The organism is Psychroserpens mesophilus (genome assembly GCF_000826645.1).
GTDB classification, from domain to species: Bacteria; Bacteroidota; Bacteroidia; order Flavobacteriales; family Flavobacteriaceae; genus Psychroserpens; species Psychroserpens mesophilus.
Genome location: NZ_JXJP01000021.1, coordinates 1 through 19,723, shown reverse-complemented (window position 1 = coordinate 19,723; position 19,723 = coordinate 1). Strand labels below are relative to the sequence as shown.

Below are 19,723 nucleotides of genomic sequence, written 5' to 3'. Positions count from 1 at the left end.
AACTTTCTATTTATAGATTTATCCTCTTGATAGCACTTCGTCTATCATTCCGTATTCTTTTGCCTTATCAGCTTTCATCCAGTAATCACGATCACTGTCTTCATAGATTTTGTCGTAATCTTGACCTGTATGCTTACTAATAATCTTATATAATTCTTCTTTGAGTGTTAATATTTCACGAGCTGTAATTTCAATATCACTAGCTTGACCTTGTGCACCACCAAGTGGTTGATGTATCATCACACGCGAATGTGTTAATCCGCTTCGCTTTCCTTTTTCACCAGCACATAATAATACAGCTCCCATTGAAGCTGCCATTCCTGTACAAATTGTTGCTACATCAGGCTTTATAAGCTGCATGGTGTCGTAAATTCCTAGACCAGCATATACGCTTCCTCCAGGAGAATTGATATAAATTTGAATATCTTTAGAAGCGTCTGTACTTTCTAAAAATAACAGTTGCGCTTGAATAATATTAGCAACCTGATCGTTGATACCAGTTCCCATGAAAATGATGCGATCCATCATTAAACGTGAGAAAACGTCAAAAATAGCGATATTCATTTGACGCTCTTCAATTATATTAGGTGTTAACGCTTGAGGATACATACTGCTGATAATTTTATTATAGTATGTACTGCTAATGCCTTGGTCTTTTATTGCGAATTTTTCAAATTCTTTTCCGTAATCCATATACTGTTTTTCAAATAATTTATTGTGAAACAAAAAAGCGTAAAACCCATAAGTTCTACGCTCAAATATACTAATTTATAATCTTAATATCTGTTAATCAAAAAAAATACAACACCTTGATTTAATTACAATCTCAGATGATTTATTCTTTTCTGATAACGTAAACCTTAATGGCTTAGCTATAAAACTCTTTTACAAAATCATCGTAAGTTATTTCTTTTACTTTTAAGTTCGCTTCAGATTTGTAAAGGTTTAACAATTTAGTACTCATTAACTGCTCTGATAAACGTTTTACTTCATCCTTATTAGATAAAATACGAGAAGCGATACCATCAAGCTCTTCATCTGAAGGGTTCATCTGACCAAATTGCGCCATTTGAACTTTTATCATTTCTCTTGCATGGGCTTTAAGATCATCGAAAGTTACCTGAAGATTATGCTTTTCAATTAATTTACCTTCAATCAACTGGTAACGCATGCTTTTTTCAGACTTTTCGTATTCCTCTTTCGCTTGTTCTGCATCCATTTCTTCTTCACCAGCAGTTTGCATCCATTTCTGTAAAAATGACGCAGGTAAATCAAACTTTGTGTTTTCAACCAAATACTCAGTCACATCATTTAATAACTTTTGATCACCTTGCTGAGCGAATTGTTTTTCAGAATCTTCTTTGATTTTCTCTTTTAATTCAGTCACAGAAGTTACAACACCTTTCCCAAACAATTTATCAAATAACTCTTGGTCTAAGTCAGCTAATTCTCTTGAATTGATTTCATTGATTGTAAAATTCACTTCAGTATCTAAACCATGAGCATCATCATGAGACACTTTTAAGAAGGTCATTAAATCATGATCGTCATTAAATAAGCCTTTAGTTTTTAAAGTGATGACATCACCAACTTTAGCACCAAGGAATTGTTTTTCGGTTGCTTTTCCCTTAAACTTATCTAAAGTTATGGTAGCCGAATTATTAATACCTTGCTCTTCGTTTTCGAAAACTCCGGTAATTTCAGAATCTTTAGACACTGTTTTTTCCGATATAATTTTACCATATTGTTTTCTGATGTGTTCAACCTGGTTGTCAAGCATCTTCTTATCAGCAACAATATTGTAATGTGTAATTGCTTTTTTACTTTTTAAGTTCACTTCAAACTCAGGTGCTAAACCTAATTCAAATTCAAAAGAAAATGCATCAGCATCCCAATCTAAATCATCTTGAGGCTTTGGTAACGGATTACCAAGTACATCTAACTTTTCTTCAGTTAAATATTTATTAAGTGCATCTTGCAATAATTTATTGACCTCATCAACCAATACAGCTTTACCATATTGCTTTTTAACCATTCCCATTGGCACATGTCCTTTTCTAAATCCAGGAATGTTTGCTGATTTACGGTAATCTGTTAAGATTTGCTCTACTTTATCGCTGTAATCTTCTTTTGCGATATCTACTTTTACAACTGCATTTAATGCATCGATGTTTTCTCTTGTGATGTTCATTTTAAATCATATCAAAATTGGGCTGCAAAAATACAATATTTTTTGCAACCCAACAATAGTTTAACGACTGATTACTAGTCTATTTTTTCTTCTCGTTCAAAAAGGAGTAGGCAATAGATTGTGAAATAGACAAGAGAATGCTAAAAAGTAAGGCTGTCCAAAATCCATTGACACCAAAACCATCAATAAATTTGTCTGCTAAAAGAATAATGCACGCATTAATGACTAATAAAAACAAACCTAAAGTTACAATGGTAATTGGAATGGTTAAAATGATTAAAATTGGTTTTAAAATGGCATTTAGCAGAGCTAAAACTACAGCAACAATAATAGCTGCAGCAAATCCGCTAACAGCCACTCCAGGTAAAAAATGAGCTAATAGCAACACAATTCCTGCGGTTATTAAAAGTCTAAGGATAAGGTTCATAATTTAAATATTTTTATTTTTTAACTTGAAATAATATTGGTAATGAATAAGGTACTATAACGGGCTTACCATTTTGATAACCCGGTTTCATTTTTGGTAATAATTTAATAACTCTAATCGCCTCTTTTTCTAGAGCAGGATGAGGTGCTCTCGCACGAACCTGGGTTACTTCACCTTCTTTTCCTATTTTAAAAATTACAGCGATTCTTTGTCTCCCAGTAAGCCCTTTATCTAATGCTAGATTTGTATTAAATCTTTGGTTGACAAAAGTTGCGATGGCAGCACTCATACAATTTTTCCTTGCCGTATTACCATACACATATTCGCAACCAGGAAATAAAGGCACCTTCTCAATTACTCCATCAGGCACAACTGTGGCTTCAAGCAGGTCACTTTGATTAGAATCGATGACTATACCATCTTTAAACTTTACTTTGTCTACCTTTTTTTTAGAGGCATTATATCGAATCCAGGTTTTGTCAAACTTATCAATGTCGTAATATCCTTTCCATTCCAAATGCCCTTCTTTTGTATAACGTTTCTCTTCGCCTTTTTTCTTTTCTTTAATGATTACGCCTTCCAATTTTAATTGACCATTTTCATAAAACTGTTTATATTCTCCATTTCTGTAACCGTTTAAATAGTTGACTTGCCAAGCTAAATTTCCATTATTATGATACAGTTTCCAAAACCCGTATAAATCAGACTTCACATAGTTAGCTTCAATTTTTAAAAGTCCGTTTTCTCTATATTCCTTATAGAATCCACCTTCTAATTTTCGCTTATATCTTAAATTTCCACTTTCATAATAACCAATAGAAACATAGTAATCATCTTCCTTAATAATCTCATTTTCTAAAGTCCCATCTTCAAAATATGACTTAGATGAAGTTCTCACGTATTTTCCATCGGCATATGAGTACTCTCTGGAAATTTGTCCGTTTTCATAATAGTCTATCCATTTTCCGTCTGGCTTTCCATTTAGATAGTGACCTTCACTTTTCACTTCACCTGTTTCATAATAAGTTTTGTATGGTCCATCTTCAAATCGTGATTGCGAAGCAGAAATTTGACAAATGACTAAAAAGACTGTTATAGAAAGTATTGATTTCATGACAAATTTAGTTAGAAAGCTAAAGGTATTTGTTTTTTATGACGTAATAAAATTTATTACAGTTTCGTAAAAATCTTCTGGATTTTCAGCATGAAGCCAGTGACCAGCATCACTTATCGTTTGAATTTCAGCCAAAGGAAAATGTTGTTTGATTAACACTTCATCATTAGTCATTACGTATTCACTCTTATCACCACGAAGAAATAAGGTCTGCTTCTCAAATTTAGAATGCATTGGCAAAGCTTCGCCAACTTCAGATACATTATCTTTTAAAACATCGAGATTCATACGCAACGCTAATTGTCCTTTTTCAATCCAGTACAAATTCTTCAAAAGAAACATGCGTGTTCCAACTTCAGAAACATATTGAGATAACACCTTATCAGCTTGACCTCTGCTTTTTATGTCAGTAAAATCCAAAGCACTTAATCCGTTTAAGATAGCATCGTGGTGTACAGGGTAAAATCGCGGACTGATATCTGCAACCAGCAATTTAGATACTAATTCTGGATACAGCGTTGCAAATAACATAGCCGTTTTTCCTCCCATTGAATGACCTAATAAGATTATATCATTAAGTTGATGATCTTCACAATAGTTTTTTAAATCTTCCGCTAAAACTTCATAATTAAAGGTGTCATCATGAAAACTACGTCCGTGATTACGTTGATCTACAAGATGTACCTGAAAACCAGCTTCAGCAAATTTAGAGCCTAATGATTTCCAGTTATCAGACATACCTAAAAATCCGTGTAGAATAACAAACGGCTGACCTTCCCCTAAGATTTGAGAGTGCAATGTCATTTATTTTAGTTTCTGGAGATACATTTGAACAACATTTTCTATCCCTAAATAAAGACTTTCAGATATTAAAGCGTGACCAATAGAGACTTCTAATAAACCTGGTATATGATCTTTAAAAAATTTGATATTATCTAAAGATAAATCATGTCCAGCATTGACACCCAATCCAATCTCATTTGACAATTCTGCCGCTTTGACAAAGGGTTTAATAGCCTCCATATTTCCCATACTATATTGATGAGCAAAACTTTCGGTATAAAGCTCAATTCTGTCTGTACCAGTTGTTTTAGCACCTTCGACCATGTCAAGAACAGGATCTACAAAAATAGACGTGCGTATGCCGTTAGTTTTAAATTCTGAAATCACTTCAGTTAAAAATTCTTTATGCTTAATCGTATTCCAGCCAGCATTTGACGTTATGGCATCAACAGCATCTGGGACAAGGGTTACTTGTGTTGGTTTTACTTCTAAAACCAAATCCATAAACGATTTAATAGGATTGCCTTCTACATTAAATTCGGTGTAAACGATAGGCTTTAAATCTCGAGTATCCTGATAGGTAATATGACGCTCATCTGGCCTTGGATGAACGGTTACACCTTGAGCTCCAAAACGCTGAACATCTTTAGCAAATTGTACAACATTAGGCGTGTCACCACCTCGTGAATTCCGTAAGGTAGCGATCTTGTTAATATTTACACTTAACTTCGTCATTTGTTCATATTTTAAGTGCAAAAATACAAAGTACTTACTGCTTTTTGTGGTTATTTTTAATTAATTTGCGATGGATTATAAAACCTGTTATGCCTTTACAAGAATATATTATCAATGACATTAAACCTTTACACTTAAACGATAAGGTTAGTGACCTGCAATTGCTGTTTAACGAACTTACATATTCACATATTCCTATTAAAAATAACGGTATGTATTTAGGTTGTATTTCTGAAACTGACGCACATTGTTTTGATGGTGAAAAAACAATAGCCGAATGCAATTATGCTATTGAAGGTTTCTTTGTAAGAACACATACCAACTGGCTTGACGTACTAGAAACATTCGCTCAAAACTCATGTAATATCATGCCTGTTTTAAGCGATAAAAATAATTACTTAGGATACTACGAACTTAATGACATTATTGGTCTATTTAATCAAACACCATTCTTTTCTGAACCTGGAGGTATTCTTGTTGTCGAAAAAGGGCTGAATGATTATTCCTTTAGTGAAGTAAGTCAGATTGTAGAATCTAATGACGCAAAAATACTAGGCGCTTTTGTTTCAAAATTAGAAAGTGATGTTGTTCAAATTACCTTAAAAATTGGGAATGCAGGACTCAATGATGTTATTCAAACTTTTAGAAGATACAGTTACAATATCGTTTCTGGACATGAAGAAGATAACTATGTAGAAAATTTAAAGGATCGTTCAGAATACTTAAGAAAATATCTAGATATATAATGAAAATTGCCATTTACGGACAATATTATCACAGCAGTACGCATGAGAGTATAGAAATACTTTTAGATGTTTTATCACATAAAAGTATTGAAGTATGTATTGAAAATGATTTCTTTAATATCATTAAACACGAAAGCAAGCAGCCTTCAAAGTTAGAGGATTTTGAAACATTTGAAACTTTAGACGAAACCTATGAGCTATTAATTAGTATTGGTGGTGATGGCACCATTTTAAGAGCCATTACTTATGTAAGTGATTTATCTATTCCTATCGTTGGAATTAATACTGGCAGACTTGGGTTTCTGGCAACCATTCAAACCAATCAAATTGAAGCTGCTATAACTGATATTATAAAAGGTAATTACAAAATTTCTGAACGCACACTTTTATGTGTTGAAACTCAACCTGAAAACAAAGACTTAATCGAGATTAATTTTGCTCTCAATGAAATCGCCGTTAGCCGAAAAAATACAACGTCGATGATTACTGTAGAAACACATTTAAATACTGAATATTTGACCTCATATTGGGCTGACGGACTAATAATTTCTACACCGACAGGCTCTACTGGATATTCGTTAAGTTGTGGCGGACCAGTGATTACACCTGAAGCAGATAGTTTTGTATTAACGCCAATTGCACCACACAACCTTAATGCAAGACCACTTGTAATTCCAGATAACACCAAAATACAACTTAAAGTTGACGGTCGAGAAGAACATTATTTAATATCGCTAGATTCTCGAATCGCTACATTACATAATTCAACAATCGTTACTATTAGAAAAGCTAATTTTAAAATTAAGATGGTTGAGCTTTTACAAGAAAGCTTTATCGACACACTCAGAAAAAAAATGCTTTGGGGCGAAGACAAACGAAACTAAACAATAAAATCAAACAAAAACTGTTAATCTCTAAGACTATTTGCCTCAAATTGTTATAGGCAAATCATAATTGTTATATTTGCAAACTTTTAAAAATTTATGAGATATTTAATCTTATTTTTACTAGGTGTGTTTTTCGCCCAAACTAGTCATTCTCAAATATATGAGGTTGGCTTGTATGCTGGTGGAAGCAATTTTATTGGAGATGTTGGAGCAACAGATTATATTTCACCAAATACAGGTGCTTTTGGTTTAATGTTAAAATGGAATCGAAGTCCTCGTCATTCTTGGCGAGTATCATTAATTTATGCAGATTTAATAGGTAGTGACAGAGATTCTGATGATCCTAGACGAATAGCCAGAAATTATGAGTTTAATAGTAATTTGTTAGAAATTTCAGCTGGGATGGAATTTACGTTTTGGGATTTTGACCTTCACACCTCAGGTTTTAAGGCTGTCCCTTATTTGTATTCTGGAGTCACGGCTGCAAAACATGATAATTTCTTTTATGGTTCAAATGGAGAAATTATAACGGAAGATACCAGCAGTTGGGCGTTTGGAATCCCCATGGTTTTAGGAATCAAATCGAGTATTACCAACCACATCATTCTAGGCTTTGAAATTGGTGCCAGATATACATTTTCAGATGAAATAGATGGAAGTGTTCCTGATGGTGATTTTAAAGACCAAGTTGGTATTGGAAACCTTAACAGTAATGACTGGTATGTTTTTACAGGATTTACATTAACCTATACATTTGGACAACGACCTTGTTATTGCAATTTTTAAATGATTAAAAAAGACCAAATATTAAAAGATAAATTACCAAAGCACGTTGCTATAATCATGGATGGTAATGGTCGCTGGGCTAAGCAAAAAGGTATGCTTAGAGTTATTGGTCACGAAAACGGCACTAAATCGGTTAGAGATATTGTTGAAGCAAGTGCCGAAATTGGTATCAAACATTTAACCTTATACGCGTTCTCAACTGAGAATTGGAAACGACCAAAACTTGAAGTCCAAACCTTAATGAAGCTTTTAGTAAAGTCTTTAAAAAAGGAAATAAAAACATTACAAGATAATAACATCAAGCTTTCAGCTATTGGAAACCTTAACGATTTACCAAAAAAAGCACATACAGAATTATTGGAAGTTATTGATAAAACAAAAAGCAACACTCATATGACGTTGACTTTAGCACTAAGCTATGGTTCAAGAGAAGAAATGGTTAATACTATAAAAGTGATAGCCACGAACGTTAAAAATAATATAATTTCTGTTGAAAGTATTGACGAATCAATTATAAATAAGCATCTTTACACGCAAAATTTACCAGACGTAGATTTGTTAATTAGGACGAGTGGTGAACAAAGAATAAGTAATTTCCTGCTATGGCAAATTGCTTATGCCGAATTATATTTTACAGATATTTTATGGCCAGATTTCACAAAACAAGACCTATATGAAGCTTTGATTAATTATCAAAACAGAGAACGACGATTTGGAAAAACCAGTGAACAACTCAGCTAATAAATTACTTTTGAAAACTTACATAAAGCACCTATTTACATTATTCATCTTCATTATTTCAAGCGTAGTTGTTGCACAGCAAACAAGCTTTAATAACGGGAAAAGTTACATTCTAGAAAACGTTACTGTTACTGGTAACACAAACTTTAGCGAAACTACCATCGTGTCTTTTTCTGGATTACGTAAAGGCCAAGAAATTATCATTCCTGGAGAAGAGGTTAGTAACGCCTTAAAGAAACTGTGGGCTAGCAAATTATTCAGCAGTATTGATATTTACTTGGTTAAAACCGAAGACAATAAAGCGTACTTAGAAATTAATCTTGTCGATTTACCTGAGCTTAACGAACTGGAAATTCAAGGCGTTAAGAAGAAGAAAAAAGAAGGTATCATTAAAGATAACAACCTAACGAAAGGTGTTAAGGTAACGGAAAACCTAATTACAACGACAAGAAACTACCTCACTAACAAATATAAAAAAGATGGTTTTTTAAATACAAAAGTAACGATCAACACTAACGAAGTTGTTAATGACTCTCTTGATAAAAGCCTTGTCAATATGCTTGTTTACATTGATAAAGGAGAGAAAGTAAAAATAGATAAAATTACATTTAACGGTAACGAAAAACTTTCTGATAAAAAACTCAGAAAAGCAATGAAAAATACCAAGAAAAAGAATTTTATTCGATTTCTAAAACGTTCAAAATACATTGAAGAAGATTACAAAGAAGATCTCGTAAGTATCATTGACAAATATAAAGAAAACGGCTATAGAGATGCCAGAATTATTTCAGATTCAATCATATACAAAGACAAAAAAAATATAAGTTTAGAAATCACACTGGAAGAAGGTGAACAATATAAATTTGGGAAAATTACCTTTGTCGGAAATAGTGTTTATACAGACCAACAGTTACACTCTGTACTTCGTATTAAAGAAGGGGAAACCTATAATGGTGTTGAATTACGTAAACGTATAGCTGACGATACCAAACCTGACGCTTTAGATTTAACTAACCTTTATCAAAACAATGGCTATTTGTTTTCAAGTATTAATCCTGTAGAAATTAGTGCTGATGGAAACGTGATAGACATGGAAATACGTATCTCTGAAGGTAAGCCTGCCTATTTTAATAATGTATCAGTAACTGGAAATGACAAAACCAATGACCACGTTATCTATAGAGAATTAAGAACAAAACCTGGTCAGTTATATAGTAAAGCTAATGTGATTAGAACCATTAGAGAGCTTGGTCAGTTAGGCTTTTTCGATGCACAACTTTTAACCCCAGATTTCAAAAACATGAATCCAAATGAAGGCACAGTAGATTTAGAGTATACTGTTGTTGAAAGAGGTTCTAGCCAAATTGAATTGCAAGGTGGTTATGGTGGTGGAGGTTTTATTGGTACACTTGGCTTATCATTTAATAACTTCGCTATCAAAGATGTATTTAAAAAAGAAGCTTATAAACCAGTACCAATGGGAGACGGACAAACTTTAGCGTTACGTTTGCAAGCTTCACGATTTTTTCAGACATATAGCTTTTCATTTTCTGAACCATGGTTGGGTGGTAAGCGACCTGTACAATTATCAACGTCTTTATCGCATACAAGACAATTTCTTTTTGATCCTGTAACAAGAGGTGCTGATAAAAGCAGACGTTTTAATATTACTGGCCTGTCGGTAGGTTTAGCAAAACGTTTAAAAGTTCCTGATGATTATTTTACCTTATCACAAGCTATTAGTTTCCAACATTATGATCTAAAAAATTATAACACTGGTTTATTTACTTTTGGTGATGGGTATTCGAATAACTTATCCTACACGATTGGTTTAAGCCGAAATAACTTATTTACAGATCCAATTTATCCCGAAGGTGGTTCTAGCTTCTCTATAAGTGCAAAAATGTCTTTTCCTTACTCATTGTTTAACAACGTAGATTACAAAGCGTTAAAAGAGGAAAGAGACGCGTTAGATCCAACGGATGCGGCTGATCAGGTAAGAGTTGGTGAAATTGATCAGGAACGTTACAATTGGTTAGAATTTTATAAAATTAAATTTAAAGGTGACTGGTATACACGAATTGTCGATAAATTGGTTATTAAGTCTGGTTTAGAATTCGGATTCCTTGGTGCTTATAACAATGATAGAGGTGTGATTCCTTTTGAACGTTTCTTCGTAGGTGGAGACGGTTTAGGAAACTTTGCTTTAGATGGCAGAGAAGTTATACAACTACGTGGATATCCAAACCAATCCTTGTCTTCTCAAGATGGAGGTACGATATATAATAAATTCTCGTTAGAATTGAGGTATCCAATCACTCTTGGTGCTCAAGCTAAAATTTATGGTTTGTTATTTACTGAAGGTGGTGCTTCCTTTGACAATTTTAGAGATTACAATCCTTTTAACCTTAATCGTTCTGCTGGTTTCGGACTCAGAATATTTATGCCTGCCTTTGGGTTATTAGGTATCGATTTTGGTCATGGATTTGACGCTATACCTGGTTCTACTGTTAAAAATGGATGGGAAACTCACTTCATTATCGGACAACAATTTTAACTTTGGCACGATATTTTCTATTAGCAATATGACGATTTAATGAATGTGTTAAAATTTTTCAGAATATATTTCGTTAATTTGAAAAGTAAAAACACTGACGGAATCGTTATATTTATCTGTCAGTTTAATAATCTTAGAATATATCAGTAAATTATAAAATAAAACAGATGAAGTATAAAGTTCTTTTTTTAGTGACAGTTCTAGGTCTAATGAGCTTTGTTTCCAACGCGCAACGTGGTGTTAGAATAGGTTACATAGATACAGAATATATTTTACAGAACATTCCTGAATACCAACAAGCAACATCGCAATTAGAACAAAAAGTTCAGCAATGGAAGACAGAAATAGAACAACGTCTAAGTGCTGTTGATCAAAAGAAAAAACAGTTAGAAAATGAAAGCGTTCTTTTAACTAAAGAACTCTATGAGGAACGTTTGGAGGATATTAAATACGAAGAAGCTGAAATTTTAGATTATCAACAAAAGCGATTCGGGCCTAGTGGAGATTTAATGATTCAGAAACAACAATTGATGCAACCTATACAAGATCAAATTTTTGCTGCTGTTCAAGAAATTGCTGCGAATAAAAAATATGATTTTATATTCGACAAATCAGCAGACGTAGTGATGTTGTACTCTGCAGAACGATTTGACATTAGTGAATTGATTATAAGAAGCATAACAAGATCATCTAAACGAACACAAGCTAAATCTCGCTCTGAACGCAAAGAAGCAGATAAAGAAGAAGTTGTTCCTGTAATTAATGAAGAACTGGATGAGCGCCAAAAAGCTTTAGAAGATAAAAAATCTGAAAGAGAAAAAGCCATTGCACAACGACAAGATGAGCAACAAAGAAGAAGAGATTCATTAAAAAATGCTGCAGCTGAACGTCGTCAAAAAATTCTTGATGATAGAGCAAAAGCAAAAGCTGAACGTGATAGTATAAATGGTGCAAATAGATCAGGCTCACAAGACACAACGGCTGTTAAAAAAACAGACCCTAAAGCAGAAAGTAAAAATTCTGGAGACTCAAGTGAAAAAACACCAGCACAAATAGCTGAAGAAAAAAGACAACAAAAATTAAAAGACAGAGAAGCAAGACAAAAAGCTCTCGACGAGAAAAGAAAAAAAATATTAGAGGATAGAAAAAAAGCCAAAGAAGAACGAGAAGCTCAGAAAAAAAGCTCAGATTCTATTCCTAAGGATGATGATAACTAAAAACAATAATTATAACACGTAACAAATTTTAAAATGAAACAATTTAAAACCCTTTTATTTGCAGGCTTACTTTTTGTTGGAGCAACAAGCTTATCAACAGCTCAAACTAAAATTGCACATATCAACACAACTCAGTTAATTGAGGCTATGCCAGAGATGAAAACTGCTCAGGCTGAGATTGAGAGGTTATCGAAAACTTACGAAACCGAAATCAAAAATATGATGACTGAATTGCAAAATAAAGTTAAGCAATATCAGGCTGAAATGGATACAAAAACTGAAGAGCAAAATCAAGAAAGAGCTGTTGAGGTTCAAACTACAGAGCAAAGTATTCGTCAGTATCAAGGTCAGGCACAACAAGACTTACAGAAAAAAGAAGCTGATTTATTAAAGCCTATTTTTGAAAAAGCAAAAGCTGCTATTGATAAAGTTGCTAAAGCTCAAGGTTACCAATACGTTTTAGATTCTACTCAAGGAAGTGGTGTATTGGTTGCTGATGGTAAAGACTTACTAGCAGATGTGAAGAAAGAATTAGGATTCTAATCACAACACTAAAAAATAATTGAATATGAAAGCCACTTAGTAAAGTGGCTTTTCTATTTTTGTAATACAATGAATACACAACCTATTGGCATATTCGACTCGGGAATTGGTGGCACATCAGTTTTCAAAGAAATTCACGCGCTACTGCCTCATGAAAACTCGATTTACCTTGCAGACAGCAAGCATGCACCTTATGGCAATAAGAGTAAACAAGAAATTATTGAATTAAGTATTAAGAATACAGAATACCTATTATCAAAAAATTGTAAACTTATAGTTGTGGCTTGCAATACAGCAACTACGAATGCTATTTCCTATTTACGAGCAACCTACGATGTTCCTTTTATTGGCATTGAACCAGCTATAAAACCAGCTGCTCTTAACACAGAAACTAAAGCCGTTGGCATATTAGCAACCAAAGGCACATTGTCAAGCGAACTGTTTCATAAAACAACCGATTTATACAGTAATGGCATCAAGGTTATCGAACAAGTTGGTGAGGGTATTGTTCCGTTAATTGAAGCAGGGAAAACGTATTCCAACCAAATGAAAGCATTGCTTAGAGACTATATGCAACCAATGATAGACGCTAATATTGATTATCTGGTATTAGGTTGTACGCATTATCCATATTTAATGCCTTTGCTTCTAGAAATGCTTCCGAAGCATGTAAAAATAATTGATTCTGGATTAGCTGTAGCCAAACAAACGAAGGCTGTTTTAGATAAGAATTCCCTCTTAAATTTTTCAAGTAATATACCTGAAAATATATTTTATACCAATACTAATGTTTCAGTATTAAACGACATACTAGACAAGAAATTTATAGTAGAACACCTAAACTTTTAAGTTATTTGAACCAACCTGAATACGTCACATAATTATTGGCGATTCTATCGATTTCACCAGAGATTAATTCGGCACTGATATCTTTTATTTTTTTAGCTGGAACACCAGCATAAATACTTCCTGATTCAACTCTTGTATTGGCTGTAACCACTGCTCCTGCTGCTATGATACAATTACTTTCAACAATACAGTCGTCCATAATTATACTTCCCATGCCTACCAAAACATTATCGTGAATGGTACATCCATGAACTATGGCATTATGACCTATTGATACATTATTACCAATTGTCGTTGGCGATTTCTGATAGGTCGCGTGAATAACAGCTCCATCTTGTATGTTCACCTTGTTTCCCATTTTAATAAAATGTACATCTCCTCTAATCACAGCATTAAACCAAACACTGCACTGATTTCCCATGGATACCTCGCCTACGATAGTTGCATTTTCTGCCACAAAACAATCGTCTGGTATTTGTGGATGAATTCCTTTTACTGGTTTTATAATTGGCATAATTTAGTTGTTAGTTGTTAGTTGTTAGTTGTTAGTTGTTAGTTGTTAGAAATATACCTATTTAAAATAGGATAGAAAATCTGCTTTCTTAGAAGCAGAAACCATAATTTGTTTTCCATTACTCAAAACCACACTCCCTCCTTTTCCTTTGAGATATTTAGTGACTTCATTGACATTCACCAGATAGCTTTTGTGAACTCTAGCAAAACTACTTCCACTAAGTGCTTCTTCAAAATACTTCAAGGTTTTACTGACAAGTTTTTTCTTATTGTTGTTTAAATAGATTTCAGTGTAATTATCATCAGCTTTACAATACAAAATATGAGCCGTTTCTAACACCTCAAATCCGTCTTGCTGTGGAATTGTTATTTTCCCATTAACTGTATTTGTTTTAGGTACTAAAACCTGATCTTGTAATGCGTCTTCCTTCATTTTAATTTCTGACACATAATCTACAGCTTTTATTAAGTCGTCAATGGAAATGGGCTTCATCAAATAATACGACGCATGTGCGTTTAAAGCTTCAATGGCATAGTGATTATAAGCCGTTACAAATATAGTCTCAAAGTTGATATCACCAACTTTATCTAGTAAGTCAAAAGCATTACCGTATGGCATTTCTACGTCAAGAAATACCAAATCTAAATCGTTGTTTCTAATGAGTACTAAAGCTTCATCTACGTTTTCAGCTTCACCAAGAATAGCAACATTCGGACAATACTTTTTAAGATAATTCTTTAAAATATCTCTGCTTGTTTCTTCGTCTTCTACTATAATAGCTTTTAGTTTCATCTAGTCCTTTTTAAGTGTTACTACAACTTTGGTTCCAACGTCCTCTTTCGCTTGATAATCATCAATACATACGTCAACCTTATCTTTATACATTTCATTTAAAATAGCAACACGTTTTTTAATATTGCCCATACCTTTTGAATTTTGTTTTTTCTGATGTTCTGTTTTTAAAGATTTAGAGCGTTCTCTTCCAATGCCATCATCTGAAACACTAATCGTGATTTCATTTTTGCTTTTCTTATCGATGGAAATATACAAATGTCCTTTTTCAGTTTTATAACGCAATCCATGCCATACTGCATTTTCGATATAAGGCTGTAAAAGCATCGGCGGAATTTGATATTCGGAAACATCTACAGCTTCATCAACTGTAATGCTGTAATCAAACTTATCCTTAAATCTGAAATGCTCTAATTTGGTATATAATTCTAATAATTCAATTTCTTTTTGTAGCGGAATAAAATCCTCTTCACTATTCTCTAAAACAGAACGCATTAAATGTGAAAAATCAGACAAATATTTATTGGCTGTTCGTTCATCACTACTGGCAATAAAACTGTTTACCGAATTAAGTGCATTAAAAATAAAATGCGGATTCATCTGACTTCTCAATGATTTTAAAGCTAGTAAATTATTGGCTAAACGCTGTTGTTTGATGTACTTATACATCACAAAAGCCGTAACTGTTAAAAGCAACATTCCGGCAATTAATGCATAAATAACGATTTGTTGATTTTTATTACGCTCTTCTACAAGACTTTGGTTTAACTCTCTGTCGCTTTCCAGGCTGGTGATTCGGTTTTGCTGTTCGGTAATATTTCGTCTCAAACGATCTGCTTGCGACAACTCCTGTTCTCGTTTAATATATAATTCGTCAACAACTTCAGTATAAGCTGTAAAGGTTTCCAAAGCCTTTTGATAGTTTCCAGCATCGACATATACATCAGACAACTTTTTTGTAGCATCCTTTTTTACTATTAAATCTGACTTGTCGTCAGCTTCCTCAATACTTTTCTCTAGATATGGAATGGCATTATCATAATCTTTCTGCAACGCATAGGCATTTCCTATTTTATAATTTTGTTTTTGTGAGGTCAGTGCACTTGCATTGTCAATAATTGAATCGTTTTCAACCGATTTAACATCTTCAACGATTTCCTTTCTAAGCTTTATTTCTTTGTCGTAATTGCGATTTGTATTTTGAAAATCGGCAACTGTGACCTTTTCTTCGAGCGCTCTCTTTTTAGTTTGTTTCTCAGCAAGATTCATTGAACTCCCAAAATAAATTTCAGCTTCATCAACTTTCCCTTTAGCATTAAAAACTTGAGCAATTTTCGAATTTAGATCAACAACCTTAGGTGAAATCAAATGATCCTTAGCAATTTTGAGTCCAGTTTGATAAGCATTAAGTGATTCATCATAATTTTTAATACTGAAATAGGTATCACCTAAACCTTCAAAAAGTGTAACCAACTGGTAGTTTCCCAATTCTTTTTTATTAAGAGTAGTGTAAGTATCTATACTCTCCTGATAATTATTATTAAGCTCGTACGCTTTTGCCAATCCTAATTTTGAATCGTTGGTTTCTTCATTTTGAAGGCTTATTCTATAGTTGTTGACTGCAAGATCATATTGTTTCCAATGCATATAAACTTCGGCTAAAATCTGATAAGCTTCAGCATTCTGCGACACAGAATTACTATGAGTTAAAGCCTCTCCAACAAACTTGATACTTTTAGCTACGTCTTTTTTCTTATACACAGCAACAGAATCAATTAAAGCGTTGAATCGCTTGATATCTTGCCTGAATTTGGCATTATAATTTTTACTTACTACAGGCTCAACCTCAATAGTAATCCGATCCTCATTAGTTATGGTATAATAAACAGTTTCAAAATCTTTATGCCTTACAATGAGTTCATCACCTTTTCTCGCCTTTATCGTAAATCGCCCTTGCCAATCGGTTATGGTGTATGCGCCTCCATTAATTTCAATATTAACCTTTGCAATTGGCTCGTACGTATCACTCTCACGAACTGACCCTCTTATATGTAATAAAGGGTTGCCTTGTTGAGCCACGATAGGTTGCAATGGTAACCAAAGTAAAAAAAACAGACTGTATTTTAAAAGGTGTTTCATTTAATGAATTTCAACAGAATAAACTTACACACTTTAATTCATTAAATAAAATAGAAAAAACGCAAAACAGCACTTAAAACTTAAAAAAAGATAGGGTTCACTCAATTAAAATGTTTAAACACTCATTCACCAACTCACTTTACTCATTGCTGTTTTTTATTGAAAAAAGTTGCCCTTAGTTTTACTACGTCAATCTTAAAACATAAATAAATGAAAACAATTTTTAAGTCGATAGTGTTAAGTGCAATAATGATCACATGCCTATCTTGTAATGCAAACAATAAATCAAACAAAACAGATATAGCCATAGCTGAGGATCGCGAAACTAACAAACAATTTATAAAAGTGGCCCTTTTATTAGACACAAGTAATAGCATGGACGGCCTTATTGACCAGGCTAAAGCACAACTTTGGGACATTGTTAATGAACTCTCTTATGCCAAATGTGGCGATGAAAAACCAAACCTTGAAATTGCCCTTTATGAATATGGTAATGACAATCTCAATAGCAGAGAAGGTTATATTCGTCAGGTTTTAACCTTTAGTAATGATTTAGATGAAATCTCAAAGCAGCTTTTTTCATTAACGACTAATGGTGGAAACGAATATTGCGGACAAGTTATTGAAACCTCATTAAACCAATTAAACTGGGGGAAAAATCAAGATGATTTAAAACTCATTTTCATTGCAGGAAATGAACCCTTTACTCAAGGCCAAATTAGCTATAAGGAAGCAGCCAAACACGCTCACAAAAATGATATTACTGTAAATACCATTTTTTGTGGTGATTACGACCAAGGTATTTCAAGCTATTGGAAAGATGGAGCAGATTTAGCGCATGGTGATTATATGGCAATTAATCATAACAAAGCCACTACGTATGTTGCGACACCTTTTGATGATCAAATCTTGAAACTTAATCAAAAACTCAATAAAACCTATGTCGCATATGGTCGTGTTGGTGAATCTAAAATAATACAGCAAGCTCAGGAAGACACCAATGCAATGGGTTATAGTAGCGCAAATGCAGTAAGTAGAACGGTAAGTAAAAGTTCACATTTGTATAAAAACTCAACTTGGGATTTGGTTGATGCAGAAAAGGAAAAAGATTTCAAATATGATGATCTTAAGGAAGAAGATTTACCAAATGAATTAAAGGGGAAAAATGAATCTGAAATTAAGGCATACGTGGCCAAAAAACGTGAAGAAAGAGAAACGATCCAAAATGATATTCAAATTTTAAATGAAAAACGCCGTAAATTTATTGCAGAGCAACAAAGTGATACTGATAACAGATTAGAGAATGCTATGATTAAAGCGATAAAAACACAAGCTAAAGAAAAAAAGTATAAGTGGTAGTCTGTTTTGGACGTTACCAAATTTTGCTAAAGCTTCATTTGGTCGGGCTCTCAGCAGTCGCTTCCAAACAGAGTTTTGGAGAGCTCCAACAAAGCTTCCATCCCTAACGCAAAAAGTCTCGAAAATTTCGAGACTTTTAATTATATATAAGGTTGGTATTAGTTAATTGCAGGACAGTTACACTCGTATTTTTCTCTTCTACAATTAAAGTTATAACCCAGTGTAATCTGGTGAAAACCTCCGTTATTAAATACTACTGAATTTGCTTGATATGAATAGGTATAAGCGAACACAAAATTATTATAATCGACTCCAATGAATGGTGTAAAGTATTGTAATTTTTGACTACTAACACCTGTTCCATTAGCGTTTTGAAATTCAGCACCATCAAAACTTCTTCTGTAAGATAATCCACCCCAAATTTTTCCGAAGTCCATTTCTCTGTAAATTTTTGCATTTACATCAATCGAAGATTCTTCGGTAGCATCTCTGTACATGTACATGATTGATGGCTCATAACTCCAAGGACTATTGTACTTACTAAACGTATTTCCCGCAGATACAAGATAAGTTCTTAAATTATCATAACTTAATCCTTGCTCGTTAAAATTAATACCTTCATTATTAAGAACATTTTTAACCGTAGCATGCGCATAGAAATCTATAAAATGATATGAAAATCCAAAATCAACATTAAAATTTGTTGCACTTTGCTCAACACCAGCAATAATTGGGTCGAAACCATCTGCCAAGAATTCTGTTTCATCAAGTTTATACTGAATTAAACCAGCACTTAAACCAAATGATAACATATTTAAGTCAATTTCGTTTCTTGAAAACATCAAATGGTGCGCATAAGTCAAATAAGCACCTGTTTGGGAGTGGTAACCATTTTTATCATTATATACAATGGCCCCAACAGCTGAAGGAGAATCACCAATTCTACCATTAATACTTAGGGTTTGCAAATTTGGTGCTTCATCTTGTCCAAACCATTGTTGGCGAGCTGTTAATCTAACTTTAGCACAATTTGCTACACCAGCCATAGATGGATGGATCAAATAATAATTATCCGTTAAATAATCTGAATAAATTGGCAATCCTTCTTGGGCTTTACCAATTTGTGTAAATAATGCTAAACTTGCTATTAAACAATATTTTTTTAAATTCATATCTAATTTATCTTTTCAGGGTAAAATGGGCTTTAAATTCTTTACGTTCTCCGGTATTTGGTTCATTGTACTCAACTACAAACCAGTAGTCACTTGTTGGCATTGGGCTTCCATTATAGTTACCATTCCAACCCTCACTCGATGGACTAATCTGTTTTAATAGTTTTCCGT

General features: G+C 33.4%; 20 protein-coding genes. 9 read left to right on the top strand and 11 right to left on the bottom strand.

The window, feature by feature from the left end:
* Positions 1–18: 18 nt before the first annotated feature.
* The 6 genes from clpP to TD18_RS14580 form a co-directional block, all read right to left on the bottom strand.
* Positions 19–693, bottom strand: a complete 675-nt coding sequence (gene clpP / locus TD18_RS14605) for an ATP-dependent Clp endopeptidase proteolytic subunit ClpP (RefSeq protein ID WP_040254097.1) — start codon at positions 691–693, stop codon at positions 19–21.
* Positions 694–868: 175 nt separating this feature from the next.
* Complete coding sequence (gene tig, locus TD18_RS14600) at positions 869–2,191, bottom strand: trigger factor (RefSeq protein WP_040254096.1); 1,323 nt, start codon at positions 2,189–2,191, stop codon at positions 869–871.
* A 79-nt stretch (positions 2,192–2,270) separates the two neighbouring features.
* Positions 2,271–2,618: a phage holin family protein gene (locus tag TD18_RS14595; protein WP_040254095.1), complete on the bottom strand. Its 348-nt coding sequence runs from the start codon at positions 2,616–2,618 to the stop codon at positions 2,271–2,273.
* Positions 2,619–2,631: 13 nt separating this feature from the next.
* On the bottom strand, positions 2,632–3,732 hold the full coding sequence (locus TD18_RS16825; protein ID WP_052461204.1) for an energy transducer TonB: 1,101 nt from the start codon (positions 3,730–3,732) through the stop codon (positions 2,632–2,634).
* Positions 3,733–3,768: 36 nt separating this feature from the next.
* Positions 3,769–4,536 (bottom strand): alpha/beta fold hydrolase, encoded by a 768-nt coding sequence (locus TD18_RS14585; protein WP_040254094.1) that lies wholly within the window; start codon positions 4,534–4,536, stop codon positions 3,769–3,771.
* Entirely contained in the window at positions 4,537–5,250 is a 714-nt protein-coding gene (locus tag TD18_RS14580; protein ID WP_040254092.1) for a pyridoxine 5'-phosphate synthase, read from the bottom strand.
* An 89-nt stretch (positions 5,251–5,339) separates the two neighbouring features.
* Between TD18_RS14580 and TD18_RS14575 the strand changes: the two genes are divergently transcribed.
* From TD18_RS14575 to murI, 8 genes are all read left to right on the top strand, one after another.
* Positions 5,340–5,996, top strand: coding sequence for a CBS domain-containing protein (locus TD18_RS14575; protein ID WP_040254090.1), 657 nt, complete (start codon positions 5,340–5,342; stop codon positions 5,994–5,996).
* Entirely contained in the window at positions 5,996–6,880 is an 885-nt protein-coding gene (locus tag TD18_RS14570) for an NAD kinase (protein ID WP_040254088.1), read from the top strand. Before TD18_RS14575 ends, TD18_RS14570 begins: the two co-directional genes overlap by 1 nt.
* Positions 6,881–6,979: 99 nt before the next feature.
* Complete coding sequence (gene porG / locus TD18_RS14565; RefSeq protein WP_040254086.1) at positions 6,980–7,669, top strand: type IX secretion system protein PorG; 690 nt, start codon at positions 6,980–6,982, stop codon at positions 7,667–7,669.
* A complete protein-coding gene (locus TD18_RS14560; protein WP_040254084.1) occupies positions 7,670–8,410 on the top strand; it encodes an isoprenyl transferase in 741 nt (246 codons plus the stop codon).
* Entirely contained in the window at positions 8,382–10,967 is a 2,586-nt protein-coding gene (bamA, locus tag TD18_RS14555; protein ID WP_040254082.1) for an outer membrane protein assembly factor BamA, read from the top strand. Before TD18_RS14560 ends, bamA begins: the two co-directional genes overlap by 29 nt.
* 167 nt (positions 10,968–11,134) lie before the next feature.
* Positions 11,135–12,184: an OmpH family outer membrane protein gene (locus TD18_RS14550; protein WP_040254080.1), complete on the top strand. Its 1,050-nt coding sequence runs from the start codon at positions 11,135–11,137 to the stop codon at positions 12,182–12,184.
* 33 nt (positions 12,185–12,217) lie between these two features.
* Positions 12,218–12,727 (top strand): OmpH family outer membrane protein, encoded by a 510-nt coding sequence (locus TD18_RS14545; protein ID WP_040254078.1) that lies wholly within the window; start codon positions 12,218–12,220, stop codon positions 12,725–12,727.
* A 69-nt stretch (positions 12,728–12,796) separates the two neighbouring features.
* A complete protein-coding gene (murI, locus tag TD18_RS14540) occupies positions 12,797–13,576 on the top strand; it encodes a glutamate racemase (protein ID WP_040254076.1) in 780 nt (259 codons plus the stop codon).
* A 1-nt stretch (position 13,577) separates the two neighbouring features.
* On the opposite strand, the gene TD18_RS14535 is transcribed toward murI, so the two are convergent.
* The 3 genes from TD18_RS14535 to TD18_RS14525 are packed head-to-tail and all read right to left on the bottom strand — an operon-like array spanning position 13,578 to position 17,021.
* The gene (locus tag TD18_RS14535; protein WP_040254074.1) at positions 13,578–14,090 is read right to left on the bottom strand and encodes a gamma carbonic anhydrase family protein; all 513 of its coding nucleotides are present in this window, start codon (positions 14,088–14,090) and stop codon (positions 13,578–13,580) included.
* A 57-nt stretch (positions 14,091–14,147) separates the two neighbouring features.
* On the bottom strand, positions 14,148–14,882 hold the full coding sequence (locus TD18_RS14530) for a LytR/AlgR family response regulator transcription factor (protein ID WP_040254072.1): 735 nt from the start codon (positions 14,880–14,882) through the stop codon (positions 14,148–14,150).
* Positions 14,883–17,021, bottom strand: coding sequence for a histidine kinase (locus TD18_RS14525; protein ID WP_040254070.1), 2,139 nt, complete (start codon positions 17,019–17,021; stop codon positions 14,883–14,885).
* A 210-nt stretch (positions 17,022–17,231) separates the two neighbouring features.
* On the opposite strand from TD18_RS14525, the gene TD18_RS14520 reads away from it, so the two are divergent.
* A complete protein-coding gene (locus TD18_RS14520) occupies positions 17,232–18,380 on the top strand; it encodes a vWA domain-containing protein (protein ID WP_040254068.1) in 1,149 nt (382 codons plus the stop codon).
* A 158-nt stretch (positions 18,381–18,538) separates the two neighbouring features.
* Here TD18_RS14520 and TD18_RS14515 read toward each other — a convergent pair whose 3' ends face one another.
* Positions 18,539–19,552 carry a PorP/SprF family type IX secretion system membrane protein gene (locus TD18_RS14515; protein ID WP_040254066.1) on the bottom strand — a complete coding sequence of 338 codons (1,014 nt, stop codon included), beginning with the start codon at positions 19,550–19,552 and terminating at the stop codon, positions 18,539–18,541.
* Positions 19,553–19,559: 7 nt separating this feature from the next.
* Positions 19,560–19,723, bottom strand: a 164-nt coding sequence (locus TD18_RS17065) for a T9SS type B sorting domain-containing protein (RefSeq protein ID WP_152611364.1), incomplete at its 5' end; no start/stop codon positions are given.

Coding starts and splice junctions, on each gene's coding strand:
- TD18_RS14530 (WP_040254072.1), bottom strand. CDS start 14,882: ATGAAACTAAAAGCTATTATAGTAGAAGACGAAGAAACAAGCAGAGAT.
- TD18_RS14585 (WP_040254094.1), bottom strand. CDS start 4,536: ATGACATTGCACTCTCAAATCTTAGGGGAAGGTCAGCCGTTTGTTATT.
- TD18_RS14595 (WP_040254095.1), bottom strand. CDS start 2,618: ATGAACCTTATCCTTAGACTTTTAATAACCGCAGGAATTGTGTTGCTA.
- TD18_RS14535 (WP_040254074.1), bottom strand. CDS start 14,090: ATGCCAATTATAAAACCAGTAAAAGGAATTCATCCACAAATACCAGAC.
- tig (WP_040254096.1), bottom strand. CDS start 2,191: ATGAACATCACAAGAGAAAACATCGATGCATTAAATGCAGTTGTAAAA.
- TD18_RS16825 (WP_052461204.1), bottom strand. CDS start 3,732: ATGAAATCAATACTTTCTATAACAGTCTTTTTAGTCATTTGTCAAATT.
- TD18_RS14520 (WP_040254068.1), top strand. CDS start 17,232: ATGAAAACAATTTTTAAGTCGATAGTGTTAAGTGCAATAATGATCACA.
- TD18_RS14570 (WP_040254088.1), top strand. CDS start 5,996: ATGAAAATTGCCATTTACGGACAATATTATCACAGCAGTACGCATGAG.
- murI (WP_040254076.1), top strand. CDS start 12,797: ATGAATACACAACCTATTGGCATATTCGACTCGGGAATTGGTGGCACA.
- TD18_RS14575 (WP_040254090.1), top strand. CDS start 5,340: ATGCCTTTACAAGAATATATTATCAATGACATTAAACCTTTACACTTA.
- TD18_RS14525 (WP_040254070.1), bottom strand. CDS start 17,021: ATGAAACACCTTTTAAAATACAGTCTGTTTTTTTTACTTTGGTTACCA.
- TD18_RS14560 (WP_040254084.1), top strand. CDS start 7,670: ATGATTAAAAAAGACCAAATATTAAAAGATAAATTACCAAAGCACGTT.
- porG (WP_040254086.1), top strand. CDS start 6,980: ATGAGATATTTAATCTTATTTTTACTAGGTGTGTTTTTCGCCCAAACT.
- TD18_RS14545 (WP_040254078.1), top strand. CDS start 12,218: ATGAAACAATTTAAAACCCTTTTATTTGCAGGCTTACTTTTTGTTGGA.
- TD18_RS14515 (WP_040254066.1), bottom strand. CDS start 19,552: ATGAATTTAAAAAAATATTGTTTAATAGCAAGTTTAGCATTATTTACA.
- clpP (WP_040254097.1), bottom strand. CDS start 693: ATGGATTACGGAAAAGAATTTGAAAAATTCGCAATAAAAGACCAAGGC.
- TD18_RS14550 (WP_040254080.1), top strand. CDS start 11,135: ATGAAGTATAAAGTTCTTTTTTTAGTGACAGTTCTAGGTCTAATGAGC.
- TD18_RS14580 (WP_040254092.1), bottom strand. CDS start 5,250: ATGACGAAGTTAAGTGTAAATATTAACAAGATCGCTACCTTACGGAAT.